12 protein-coding genes are annotated in these 12,031 nt (G+C 48.5%); 6 read left to right on the forward strand and 6 right to left on the reverse strand.

The window, feature by feature from the left end:
* Positions 1-486: 486 nt before the first annotated feature.
* Positions 487-924, forward strand: coding sequence for a ribbon-helix-helix domain-containing protein (locus tag NG792_RS01805; protein WP_261234289.1), 438 nt, complete (start codon positions 487-489; stop codon positions 922-924).
* A gap of 136 nt (positions 925-1,060) precedes the next feature.
* On the opposite strand, the gene NG792_RS01810 is transcribed toward NG792_RS01805, so the two are convergent.
* Entirely contained in the window at positions 1,061-1,285 is a 225-nt protein-coding gene (locus NG792_RS01810) for a hypothetical protein (RefSeq protein ID WP_261199953.1), read from the reverse strand.
* Positions 1,286-1,501: 216 nt separating this feature from the next.
* On the opposite strand from NG792_RS01810, the gene NG792_RS01815 reads away from it, so the two are divergent.
* Positions 1,502-2,434: a ribbon-helix-helix domain-containing protein gene (locus NG792_RS01815; protein ID WP_261234290.1), complete on the forward strand. Its 933-nt coding sequence runs from the start codon at positions 1,502-1,504 to the stop codon at positions 2,432-2,434.
* A 250-nt stretch (positions 2,435-2,684) separates the two neighbouring features.
* Here the strand turns inward: NG792_RS01815 and psbA are convergent, their stop codons facing one another.
* The 3 genes from psbA to NG792_RS01830 form a co-directional block, all read right to left on the reverse strand.
* Positions 2,685-3,767, reverse strand: a complete 1,083-nt coding sequence (gene psbA / locus NG792_RS01820; RefSeq protein WP_261197103.1) for a photosystem II q(b) protein — start codon at positions 3,765-3,767, stop codon at positions 2,685-2,687.
* A gap of 367 nt (positions 3,768-4,134) precedes the next feature.
* A complete protein-coding gene (locus NG792_RS01825) occupies positions 4,135-4,344 on the reverse strand; it encodes a hypothetical protein (protein ID WP_261199955.1) in 210 nt (69 codons plus the stop codon).
* 47 nt (positions 4,345-4,391) lie between these two features.
* Positions 4,392-4,625 (reverse strand): hypothetical protein, encoded by a 234-nt coding sequence (locus tag NG792_RS01830; RefSeq protein ID WP_261234291.1) that lies wholly within the window; start codon positions 4,623-4,625, stop codon positions 4,392-4,394.
* 760 nt (positions 4,626-5,385) lie between these two features.
* Here NG792_RS01830 and NG792_RS01835 point away from each other — a divergent pair.
* Entirely contained in the window at positions 5,386-5,772 is a 387-nt protein-coding gene (locus NG792_RS01835; RefSeq protein ID WP_261234292.1) for a hypothetical protein, read from the forward strand.
* 608 nt (positions 5,773-6,380) lie between these two features.
* Here the strand turns inward: NG792_RS01835 and NG792_RS01840 are convergent.
* Entirely contained in the window at positions 6,381-6,503 is a 123-nt protein-coding gene (locus tag NG792_RS01840; protein WP_261199958.1) for a hypothetical protein, read from the reverse strand.
* A 79-nt stretch (positions 6,504-6,582) separates the two neighbouring features.
* Between NG792_RS01840 and NG792_RS01845 the strand changes: the two genes are divergently transcribed.
* On the forward strand, positions 6,583-7,332 hold the full coding sequence (locus NG792_RS01845) for a sulfite exporter TauE/SafE family protein (RefSeq protein ID WP_261199959.1): 750 nt from the start codon (positions 6,583-6,585) through the stop codon (positions 7,330-7,332).
* 305 nt (positions 7,333-7,637) lie between these two features.
* Positions 7,638-8,378: a glutathione peroxidase gene (locus tag NG792_RS01850; protein ID WP_261199960.1), complete on the forward strand. Its 741-nt coding sequence runs from the start codon at positions 7,638-7,640 to the stop codon at positions 8,376-8,378.
* Between the two features lie 155 nt (positions 8,379-8,533).
* On the opposite strand, the gene NG792_RS01855 is transcribed toward NG792_RS01850, so the two are convergent.
* A complete protein-coding gene (locus NG792_RS01855; protein WP_261234293.1) occupies positions 8,534-10,558 on the reverse strand; it encodes a mechanosensitive ion channel family protein in 2,025 nt (674 codons plus the stop codon).
* 230 nt (positions 10,559-10,788) lie between these two features.
* On the opposite strand from NG792_RS01855, the gene ribD reads away from it, so the two are divergent.
* Positions 10,789-11,856 carry a bifunctional diaminohydroxyphosphoribosylaminopyrimidine deaminase/5-amino-6-(5-phosphoribosylamino)uracil reductase RibD gene (ribD, locus tag NG792_RS01860; RefSeq protein WP_261234383.1) on the forward strand — a complete coding sequence of 356 codons (1,068 nt, stop codon included), beginning with the start codon at positions 10,789-10,791 and terminating at the stop codon, positions 11,854-11,856.
* Positions 11,857-12,031: the final 175 nt, after the last annotated feature.

Genomic DNA, 12,031 nt, shown 5'->3' on the forward strand with positions numbered 1-12,031 from the left:
CTGTTTTGAGTTGAATGTCACAGGCAGTCGGTTAGAGTTAGAGGAACACCTGAGTATTTCTTGCAACCTGGTCACGCTTTGGTGGGTTAGGGGAGATTTCCCTGCCTCACCTGGGTACAATTGCTCGGCTGTGCAGTCGCGTTTGAGTGCCTATATTTCCCGAGGGGTACCTGGGAGTTAGAAGCGATGTATTTCCCTGAAAAGCCTGTAAATTGAGGGGTTTAGCACTGTTTTCGAGTCGGGTTATCAAGGTTAAGCCAACGGCGCACTCCCGAGGGAGAACGTCCGTCTACAAGCGCGATCGGCTGCCAACTCAGAGCAACCTTTCATCACATTCATCAACGCGAGCTCATCCTTTTGGTAAGAGTCGTTGCTAAAAGTGGACGCCCTTGGATGTATGTTCGCTCTATAAAATCCCCAATTAACCCTGTATGACGTCCCGAAGACGCTCTAGGATTGGGATAACCTTGTATGACGTTATAGAAAATGCCAACAAAACCCGTTACCTTAAGACTACCTGAAGAACTCTTAGAGGCGATCGATAAGAGGGTTGTCTCCACCGGTTCCAATCGCACAGAAGTCGTGATTAAAGCTCTCCAGCAAGTCTTTTTTGCCCAAGCCGATCAACCCACCCCGACGACAACAACGGCAACAACTGCAACCCCTCCCGATACCACCCTCCTCAAACGACTAGAAGACCTAGAGGTAAAAATCTTTAAAATCTCTAGCGTCCTGGAGCAGTTAAATTCCAATATTCTCTCCCATCTAACTGAACGAGTCAGCCTCTTAGAAGAAGGCTTAAGTTCCTCTGAACCTCAGACTCCCACCGAGGCTCAGAGTAACGCCAAAACGGTGATCAAAGGCCAAAAAAGAAGTAGAGTCTTCCTTTTAATAAAAAACTTCTTTCTTTCAAGTCACCTCTGAAGGGTAGCTGGGGGGAGTAAGCGATCACTCGCACGGAGGTGGCGATCGGCTAATCAAAAAACAAAAGTTTTTGACGAAATCAACAGCTTCACTTTACAATAAAAACCGGGATTGGTAATGTAGAGCCATGTCCATACTACAGTAGCCACAACCGGCGTAATCGCGATCGTCCCAATAGATAGCGCAAGACAGGCGCTCTTACGGACCGAAAGATTGGAGCAGCGTTTGCAAAGCGCTTTGCCACCGAATTTTTTGACCTGACGTCTTCCAACGCCAGGGCGATCGTGCCAATCAAATAACTAGACTTGTAAGTAGGAAACTGTTTTCGAGTCGTGTTATAAAGGTTAACAGAACGGCGCACTCCCGAGGGAGAACGTCTGTCTACAAGCGCGATCGGCTGCCAACTCTGAGCAACCTTTCATCACATTCATCAACGCGAGCTAACCCTTCTAGTAAGATTCGTTGCTAAAAGTGGACGCGCTTCGATGTATTTTCGCTCTATAAAATCCCAAATTAACCCTGTATGACGTCCCCAAGACGCTATAGGATGGGATAACCCTGTATGACGTTATAGAAAATGCCAACAAAACCCGTTACCTTAAGACTACCTGAAGAACTCTTAGAGGCGATCGATAAGATGGTTGCCTCCACCAATACCAATCGCACTGATGTCGTGGTTAAAGCTCTCCAACAAGTCTTTTCCGGAGAAGCAGCTCAACCCACCCCGACGACAACAACTGCAACAACTGCAACCGCTGCAACAACTCCCGATACCACCCTCCTAAAACGACTCGAAGACCTAGAGGTAAAAATCTCTAGCGTCATGGATCGCTTAGATTCTGATGTTCTCTCCCGTCTAACCAAACGAGTCAGCGTCTTAGAAGAAGGCTTAAGTTCCTCGGAACCGCCGACCCCGGTGGAGACTCCGAGTACCACCAAAACTACGACCAAAGGCCAAAAAAGAACCCCCACGGTCAAGGAAACCAAAACCAGCAAGGTCTCGAAAGAACCCGCCGAACCTCCTGCCTCCAAAGAACCTCCCGAACCCCCGGCTTCCAAAGAACCCGCCGAACCCCCGGCCTCTAAGCAGTCTAAAACCAAAGCCGCAACCAAAACTCCCAATGGACGGCGGCGTCAGGCTAAAGCTGAAAAAAAGCTCCCCGCCGCAAAAGAAGCCTCTAAAACAAAAACAATCGATTCTCCGCCTCCGGCAGAGGAACCCACTCCCACCAAACGCAAAACTCGCGCTAAAGCTACTCCAGAGGTCACGACCCCTGCGGCAACAAAAAACCAGCGGGGGACGATAGAATGGCTCACGGTCAAACAGGCATTTGAGAAACTAGGCGGCGATGCAAGTGATCCAGAATCCGTTATTTCTAGCATCGATGGCGCTCGAACCGTCAAATTAAATCGGTTCGGGGTACTGAGTGCGTCGGATTATAAAACCTTTGGTTTAGAATTCCGACCCGATCGCCGCAGTCGGCGCTTACCCTGTTTACGGAAACTCTAACCCCCCGGAATACCCGCTACCCATAACCGCAGGATTCCCGAATTCATCCCACGAAGTGCGAGTTGATCTGTGAGCGATCGCTGGCATTGTTCCGAAGCGTTCCCCCCTGTTTACGGGGAGAAAAGGGGGAACCCTTGAGGAAAATGCCTTCAGCCTTCATCAAGATAGACTCGGGTTGATATCAGTCGGAACAATACCCAAATAAAAAGCGCCCCCAAATTGGAGGCGCTTTTTTTATTCAAATCTGAGATTAACCATTGATAGCAGGAGCAGTTAAAGCAACCGGAGTTGCTTCGCCAGCAGCCAAATCAAGGGGGAAGTTGTGAGCATTACGCTCGTGCATCACTTCCATACCCAGGTTAGCGCGGTTGATCACATCAGCCCAGGTATTGACCACACGACCCGTAGAATCGATAATGGACTGGTTGAAGTTAAATCCATTCAAGTTAAAGGCCATCGTGGACACACCTAAAGCGGTGAACCAGATACCCACAACCGGCCAAGCAGCTAAGAAGAAGTGCAAGGAACGGCTGTTGTTGAAAGAAGCATATTGGAAGATTAAACGACCGAAGTAACCGTGAGCGGCAACAATGTTGTAGGTTTCTTCTTCTTGACCGAACTTGTAACCGTAGTTTTGAGATTCGGTTTCGCTGGTTTCACGAACCAAAGAACTGGTAACGAGAGAACCGTGCATGGCACTGAACAAGGAACCACCGAACACACCTGCCACACCCAACATATGGAAGGGGTGCATCAGGATGTTGTGCTCAGCTTGGAACACCAACATGAAGTTGAAGGTTCCAGAGATACCCAAGGGCATACCATCAGAGAAAGAACCTTGACCGATCGGGTAGATCAAGAAGACGGCGCTTGCTGCTGCAACAGGAGCAGAGTAAGCAACGCAGATCCAAGGACGCATACCTAAGCGGTAGGAGAGTTCCCACTCACGACCCATGTAGCAGAAGATGCCGATGAGGAAGTGGAAAATCACGAGTTGGTAAGGGCCACCATTGTAGAGCCACTCATCCAAGCTGGCTGCTTCCCAAATGGGGTAGAAGTGCAGACCAATTGCGTTAGAAGAAGGAACAACTGCACCAGAGATGATGTTGTTTCCGTACAACAGAGAACCGGCAACGGGTTCGCGGATACCATCGATGTCCACAGGAGGAGCAGCGATGAAGGCGATGATGTAACAGACGGTAGCGCTTAACAGGGTGGGGATCATCAATACGCCGAACCAGCCGATATAGAGGCGGTTTTCGGTAGAAGCGACCCATTCGCAGAAGCGGTCCCACAGATTAGCGCTTTCGCGCTGCTGTAAAGTGGTGGTCATAGTTTTATGATTGCTATTGGTTTGTCGAGGTAGTTATGATGTTTTTAGATTAACGAGTTTGTAACGATTTGTAAAGGGGTTGTCACCCTATTTTTTCTTATCAGACCGATAAGGTAAGCTTATCAGGCTATTGAGATGCAGAAGTACAATGCTGAGATTGAAGATAGAACCAGGTGGGGAGCAAAAAGGGGGTTTTTCGGATGACGCTTCCACTGGGATGGGAAACCCAGTTTTTTTGAGGAAAATCTTTGCTGATCTACAAAAAATCAGGACCAGAAACCCGGTTTCTGGTCCTATAGTCCTAGGGATGTAAGACGAGACCGACGTTTTAGGATGAGTTCATCGATGCTGTAGCAACTCGCCCGGGTTAAGCCGCAGCTTTTGCAAAAATTTCAATGATCTGATCGATTTCATCTCGGGCCCAGGCGATCGCGTCTTCGGGAGTATCAAAGGGTCTGAGGCTGATATTGCGGTATCCTTCGGGACTATGAAATTCATAAAAAAAAATATCTTCTGCCAGAATCGGAACCACGATCCAGCCGCGATAGAGTTCTCCTCGCAGGTCATAATTTGCCATAGTTTATCCTCTTGAATCGGTGGTTAATCCACCCATCTTTGTTAAAATTACAGTCTAGCCATTCCGGTGGGATGGCGACAACGGATACTCCACCCCTCAACGGGCTTTCGGTGAGGCTGGAGGGCGATCGCGCCGGGGAAAAGTGCGGCATTGTTACTTTCGATGTTTTTTAAGCGAACCCATGAGCGGTTAATTTTGTCAATATTCTGGAGAAGAATTGTTATAAAAGGCGGACAAGTTTCGGAAGATTGACGCGCCACAACATTCAGTGGCGATCGCATCGGAACCGGGACATCTAAGGGGTCGCCGGGAGTCTAAAGAGGGGATAATCTATACCTGATGATAGAAATTTCTATCGTATCTACCTTTAGTCTCATGTTTTTGGCAAAGAAAAATCGTTACATTAGTTTATAACCGAGCGAAAAGAGGAAAGATAGGAGTAGAATCGATCGCGGTGCGACATTCGGAACAGTTGGGGTCCGTTTATTCCCTTAGCCCAGTGTACAAGGAACACCCAAGCGGTTCTAACCCACGGATCACAGTTCTGGAGGGTTGATTAGGATTGCGCCCGCTTGGAGTAACCTGAAACAAGAGGGACATCGTAAAAAAAACGAGCTAAGATTCAAGTCGAGAGGTAAGCCACCTTGTAAAAAATTCCCTCCTTCAGGGTAAAAGGAGTGGAAACGGAACGAAAAGAGATGAGCGGGGTCTTTGCGGTATCAGTTCTAACTTATCAAGACAACCCGATTCGGACTCAACGCTCGCCGCTTACAGCAGACCCGCCTTTGAGGATAATTTTGTGATAGGCTTGCCCGAAGGCCGACTGGGATCAAAGCCCAGTTGAGGCAATAGCAGCCCAGTAACACACAGCCAAAGTCGGAGGGAAAACACAACTTGACCGGGATTTGCATCACTGTAAATTCTGATGAGAGTCACGTTCTACCCGGATAGCGATCGCAGTGAGCCCCATTAAAAACGGCCACACTAGAACCATAGCCGTATTTTCAAGCCCTAGAAACACTGTTACCTTTGAGAGTTATTATGTTGTATAAACCCAGCTTTGGCGATCGCCAGCTTGCTGAATCATTTTATCAAGCCTTGTTCAACCGTTTCTACGATTCCGTAGATCGCCCAACTCAGCAACTGTTGAGAGAATGTCAATTTGGTCTCGCGCCTTCCCCAACGGGGGTCAAAACCTTTTTTATTTTGACACCGCATTTAGAGCAAGCTCAAAACCTGATCGAGCAGATCGATGAGATCATCAACGGAGTCATGGCAATTATGGTCGGAGTTCACCAAACTGCCATTTGCATTGCACCCCCAGACGGCGGCGACGGTCCCCGGGAGCAACCGGGACAATTGAACCCGCGCTACATGATGGCCAAAATATTTCCCCATCCCCCACAAGACGATGAGGAACAGGGTTAGAGTGATCCGGGTAAAAGCTAAAAGCTAGATGAGCAGTGCTATTTTTACCGGGGTCGGGAATTTTGATGAAACTTAGCAAACCGGACTCGGAGTAGAAGAAAGGAGAAGTTAGATCCAGTAGGGGGCTTTCCTGGAGTAGATTGTCCCTTACAAGAATGCTCCACAGGATTGAACCGGGCGAGATCGGACACTCCCTATCCTAAAATCTTCCCCTCGCTCCCTGCAATCAAGACCGGACAGTGCCTGTTACTCACGGTCAAGCTCTCAACCAAAGACTCGGTTTCGGGATAAGGCAACACCCTGACTCAAGTTAGGTGCGTTGTGTTCCTTATGAATTTGTCGGACACCGAAACGTAGGAATATATAAGGAGATGTTAATTTGAGGTTTGCCCATAAACGCAGGGAATGAAGGAATCAAGCGATCGCCAACCTTCCCAGGAGTAATCAGCAAAATTACGGATGTCACCACAGCCAACCCTCGTATTTTTCCTGATGACAACCCTGAAAATTACCGGCAAAATAGAAGCAGAAAGATAAACATGCTGGTACACCTTCCTTTGAAAAACCTGCTCCTTACCCCAGGAGCAGGTATTTTTATGGCCTGTAGATCACGAACCCAAAAAAGAGCGATCGCCCATTGTCGCGCCGATTACCCACCGGGCGATCGTCAAACCCGTCTTTGAGTGCCTGTGTTCCCCAGACCGCTTAACTTCCCCCCGAACCCGACTCATTCTGGCGAACTTCCCAGGTTAAAATTCGGTTAAAGGTGGCAGAATAAGAGATAAAGAACTTTAAACAGCCCTTCTATTCGTGTCCATACTCCTTGTTTGGTTAACCCTAGCTAGTTTCCTGTCCTGGTTTACCAGTACCTTAGCAGCCGCAGGCAGTCCGCTCCTCTTAATTCCACTGGTTAACCTTTTGCTGGGGTCTGGCGCAGTCGCACCCGTCATTACCCTGGGGATGTTGCTCGGAAACTCACAACGGATCTTTTTATTCTGGAGTGATATCAACTGGAAAATCACCCTTTGGTACCTACCTGGTGCGATTTTAGGTGCGATTTTAGGTGCGTATTTGTTTACCCAAATGAATATAGAATGGCTGCAACTCGTGATCGGCTTATTCCTGATCTTGAGCGTAGTCGGCTTTGGGTTCAAAAAACAAGAAAGTAATTTCCGTATCGCCACCTGGTATTTTTTACCTGCCGGATTTCTGTATTCCTTTATATCCGGACTCATCGGCAGTAGTGGTCCCCTCTTAAATCCCCTTTACCTGAAATACGGATTAGTCAAAGAAGAAATGATTGCCACGAAAGCCGCTAACGTAGTGGTGATCCATATTGTCAAGATTGTGATTTATTTGGCCTTTGGTGCAATGACACCGCAGTACCTGGGATATGGATTGGCGATCGGTCTAGCCGCAGCGCCCGGGAACCTCCTGGGTCGCTACGTCCTGCGCAGCATGAGCAACCAGCACTTTCGTCAGCTTGCCCTCGCGACAATGGCAATTACAGGCATATTAATGCTCTGGCAACAGCGCGAGTTATTGCAATTTATGCACTAAGGCGATGTTACTGGCCATATACATCCCCTGTTGATTTTTGTCAACAAGCGTAAGACATAAAGCGATCGCCTTAAGCCACCGCTCACCCCTACCCTTGCCCGATGCTTGAACAGTCCCGGAGATTCGCTACAATAGTGAAGCACCAAATCCCCGGCTTTCTTTCCCACCCTTAAAGAAACAAAGCTGATCACTGTTGGCCTGGGTTTTATTCACTCTAGCCCAAGAGAACAACGAGGGGTTTTGATGCCTGAATTAACCCTAAATTCTGGCATTTATTACTAAATCAACAACTCGGAGAATCTATCGTGTTACAAAATCGTGAAGGGCAAACCGTTCCTGATGTTACCTTAAAAACCCGCCAAAATGGAAACTGGGTAACGCTCACCACGAATGAGCTATTTGCTGGGAAAACCGTAATCGTCTTTTCCCTACCAGGTGCATTTACCCCCACTTGTTCCTCCACTCACGTTCCAGGCTACAATGAATTAGCCCCAACCTTTAAAGCTAATGGTGTTGATGACATTATCTGCGTTTCCGTCAACGACCCATTTGTAATGAATGAATGGAAAAAGGAACAAAAAGCAGATAATATCACCTTCATTCCGGATGGAAATGGCGAATTCACCGAAAAAATGGGAATGCTGGTCAACAAAGAAGACCTCGGTTTTGGCAAACGTTCCTGGCGCTACTCCATGTTAGTCAAAGATAAAACCATTGAAAAAATGTTTATCGAACCCGAGGTGGAGGGCGACCCCTTTGAAGTCTCCGATGCAGAGACGATGCTCAAGTATATCAACCCGGAAGCGAAGAAACCCGAATGTGTTTCTCTGTTGACCAAAGAAGGATGTCCCTATTGTGCGCGTGCTAAAGCAGCTCTAAAAGAACATGGGTTTGAGTATGAAGAAATTGTCTTAAAAGACAATATTACCACCCGTTCTTTACGGGCGATTTCTGGAGCCACAACGGTTCCCCAAGTTTACATCAATGGTAAGCATATTGGCGGTTCTGATGACCTGATCCAATACTTAAATCAACACCGTAACTAAACCCCGTCCTACTTCAATTGGGTTTATATTAGATCGGAAAAATCCCCCACCTGTTTAAGGTCGGGGATTTGTGTAACTATAGCGTTTCCCCCAGTGATGAGGTACGGATAGCAGTTAGTTTGCGCCCACCGCCTCGGGCATCGCTGCTACTTTAATTACATAGAAGCCTGATCGGAATTTCCTATCAGGATCTTAGGGGAGCGATCGCCGTTGCCATTACGGCCCGGTTTCAACAGTTCCAATGAACTCTGAAACACCACGGATTGTTGAGGTACACCGATCGCAATTCCCTGTTGATCCAAGCGCATCTTCATCCGGCGGCGAAACTCTCGCCCCACAATCCAATGTTGCAGCGGTTTAGTTTTAATCCAAATCCGAATTAAAACTCCCGTGTAATCAATCTGGTCAATCCCCAACACTTCCGGGGGATCAACCATTTTTTCCTGCCATTCGGGTTCGCTATAAAACTCTACGGATAAATTTCGCAGCACTTCCAACACATGATCCACATTATTCTGATAAGCGACAGTGATCGTGAGATCCACTCGCGCCCATTCTTTGGAGAGATTGCGGACAATGGAAATTGCACTATTGGGAATCGTAATTAACTGTCCTTCCCCATTGCGAAGTTGGGTAATGCGGAGATTCATATTTTCCACAAGTCCGCCTACATTGTCTACCAGAATCACATCCCCGATCGCATATTGGTCTTCAAACAAAATCAAAAAGCCATTGATCGTATCTTTAATTAAACTTTGAGAGGCCAAGGAAATCCCCAAACCAATAATCCCAGCCCCAGCAAGAATCGGCGCAATATCGAGGCCAATCACGGATAAAGTCATGAGAATGCCGATACTAATACAAACGGCGGCAGTCAGACTTTTAAACACTCCGGAAAAAGTAGAAAACCGCAATGCCAACCGTCGGGACGTATCCAAGTCTACTAATTTACCCTCTTGCAAGACGCTAAAGAATCGATCAATAGCGATCGCACTCAGGCGCACCCCCACATAAGTAGTCAACACCACCCCCAGCAACCGCAAAGGAACGGGAAGTAAAGACAAAATCAGCACTTGGATGCCTCGACTCACGGGAAACAATCCCAAAATGCTGTAAGTGCCGCCTCCCCAGATGACGACTTGTCCAAATTGTGCCAATCGCTGCTGGATATCGTTGACATTGAGCTGTTGCTGCTGCTTCATCTTGTACTGCAACTCCCGCATGGATTCGGTTTGTTGCTGCACTTCAAGGGATTCAGATTCAGCGACGGGAACAGATTCTTCTGACTGCTGGACTTGCCGGGGAAGAACTGGGGGTCTCTCCTGGGGGAGGGGATAAGCAGCGGCGTGAATTTGCTCCCGTTTCCGTTTAAATTGTTGCTGATAGTAAAACAGGATCAAACTGGATAGCACCATCGCCAAACCGATGGAAACCGACCAAACGACCTGTTGTTCGAGATAGTCCGGTTGACGCTCTAACAAGGCTCGTAAGAGTCCTTGGCGAATCTGTTGCTGCCAGCGATCGGCCACCATTGCAGCCGGCATCCCTAAGCGTTCAGCATCTAACGCAGTTACCGTTAGGAGCCTAATTTGTTGGGTTTCCGCGCGCCCCCACTGGGCATAAATGACGGGTAAACCGCCTAGGGGATTGTTGTAGATTTGGAGATTTTGATTGATGAAGGTGGTAATCTCAGCAGATGAATAGGTTCCGTCAGGGTTCTGAGTCTGCTGATTCTGCTCAAGTTCGGTTTGGAGTGCTTCGAGTAACTGCTGGAGTTGTCGCTCGATCGCCTCTACCCGAGACCCCTCGTCCAGTTCGATGGGAGCCACAGGAAATAGGGTCCTGCCATCGAGGCGGACGCGATGATTTAGATATGGCGACAACCAGTCTTTTGATAGCCAGTTGTTCGGGAATGCAGATAATCGCGCTGCTGTGGTGGACGAGTGAGACGCTGATTCTGCGGCAGGGTCAAGGGGTTCGGATTCGGTGGAAGCCTCGGGGTTAGATTGTTCCGGTGGAATTTGGGCGATCGCTGCCGGGACGGGACAGGCTTGGAGGCTGAACACCTGAAGCGCTGCGATGACTGCCCATTGCCCGATCTGTTTACCAATCTTTCCACCCACTAGGGGCGATCGCCCAGTCCTAGCTGGTTTTATATCTTGACTTTTTTGAATGTCCATGATAAATTATTCAGCTTTTAACTTTACAAAACTTAACCTTGCTTCGACTAGATTATACTGCGTGGCTGTTGGAACGTCAGTCTTTTCGATAAACTCAGGGTTAAGCTTCATTGTGACAGCAGGAAAAGGAACATTTGCCCGTGACCCCTCAAGCGCCAGGACTCCCGAATCCAGACTTCACCCCCTCAAACCCCAGTGGCGAGAGTGAGTTTAGCGACTTTGATTGCTCAATGATGCGTCGCTGTATTGAGTTGGCTCAACTTGCATTAGGAAAGACTGCACCGAATCCCTTAGTGGGTTCCGTGATTGTCAAAGAGGGCCAAATCATCTCAGAAGGCTTTCATCCCGGTGCGGGACAGCCTCATGCAGAAGTCTTTGCTCTGCAAGGAGCAGGGGAACAGGCCCAAGGTGCCACAGTCTATGTCAACCTAGAACCTTGTAATCATTATGGACGCACCCCCCCTTGTTCCGAAGCCTTGATTGCGGCGAGAGTCGCGAAGGTGGTAGTCGGGATGGTCGATGCCGATCCCCGGGTGTCCGGTGGAGGTATCCAGCGCCTGCGATCGGCAGGAATCGAAGTAGTCGTCGGCGTGGAAGAAGAAGCCTGCCGCAAGCTGAATGAAGCCTTTCTCCATCGGGTCATCTACCATCGTCCCTTTGGAATTTTAAAATATGCCATGACCCTAGATGGCAAAATTGCCACCACCACAGGTCACAGCGCCTGGATCACCAGTACGGAAGCGCGTCATGAAGTGCATACCCTGCGTGGGGCGTGCGATGCCGTCATCATCGGGGGAAATACCGTGCGTCAGGACAATCCTCAGCTCACCAGTCACCATACCGGCACTCAGAACCCCTTACGAGTTGTGATGACTCGCACCCTGGATTTGCCCGAGGAGGCCCATCTGTGGGAGGTTTCTGAGGCAGCGACCCTGGTACTGACTCAGACAGGAGCAAATCCGGATATGCAGCAGCGGCTTTTGAATAAAGGCGTTGAAGTGATAGAGCTTGATCCCTTAACTCCGGCGATCGCGATGGAGTACCTCTATCACCGGGAGTTTCTGTCGGTTCTGTGGGAATGTGGTGGACTGTTGGCGGCGCGGGCGATCGCAGATGGCGCAGTTCAAAAAATTCTCGCGTTTATTGCTCCAAAAATTGTCGGGGGTCAGTCGGCCCCCTCGCCGGTGGGAAATTTGGGCTTAACTCGTATGGGTGATGCCTTAACCTTAGACCGGGTAAAATGGCGGACGATTGGAACAGACTGTTTAGTTGAAGGGTATTTAAAACTGAAGGAATAAGGGTGAAGTCTAAACGATGAAGTTTTAAGGGACAATTCAAGAGCCATAACCCGGCTTTTTTGTAGATTAGGGCGGAAATATGCCCGCCCTAATCCTGTACAGTCCAGGGTCAGTCCGGATCAAGGGTGAGAGTTTTACATAAAAATCACCAAATTTTAACCCCCAAATAAAATTT

It is taken from the genome of Laspinema olomoucense D3b (assembly GCF_025370785.1).
GTDB lineage: Bacteria > Cyanobacteriota > Cyanobacteriia > Cyanobacteriales > Laspinemataceae > Laspinema > Laspinema olomoucense.

Excerpts from the sequence above, each read along its gene's own strand:
- NG792_RS01825 (WP_261199955.1), bottom strand. The coding sequence starts at position 4,344 with ATGGCAAATTATGACCTGCGAGGAGAACTCTATCGCGGCTGGATCGTG.
- NG792_RS01815 (WP_261234290.1), top strand. The coding sequence starts at position 1,502 with ATGCCAACAAAACCCGTTACCTTAAGACTACCTGAAGAACTCTTAGAG.
- NG792_RS01855 (WP_261234293.1), bottom strand. The coding sequence starts at position 10,558 with ATGGACATTCAAAAAAGTCAAGATATAAAACCAGCTAGGACTGGGCGA.
- NG792_RS01805 (WP_261234289.1), top strand. The coding sequence starts at position 487 with ATGCCAACAAAACCCGTTACCTTAAGACTACCTGAAGAACTCTTAGAG.
- NG792_RS01840 (WP_261199958.1), bottom strand. The coding sequence starts at position 6,503 with ATGAGTCGGGTTCGGGGGGAAGTTAAGCGGTCTGGGGAACACAGGCAC.
- ribD (WP_261234383.1), top strand. The coding sequence starts at position 10,789 with ATGATGCGTCGCTGTATTGAGTTGGCTCAACTTGCATTAGGAAAGACT.
- psbA (WP_261197103.1), bottom strand. The coding sequence starts at position 3,767 with ATGACCACCACTTTACAGCAGCGCGAAAGCGCTAATCTGTGGGACCGC.
- NG792_RS01835 (WP_261234292.1), top strand. The coding sequence starts at position 5,386 with ATGTTGTATAAACCCAGCTTTGGCGATCGCCAGCTTGCTGAATCATTT.
- NG792_RS01830 (WP_261234291.1), bottom strand. The coding sequence starts at position 4,625 with ATGCGATCGCCACTGAATGTTGTGGCGCGTCAATCTTCCGAAACTTGT.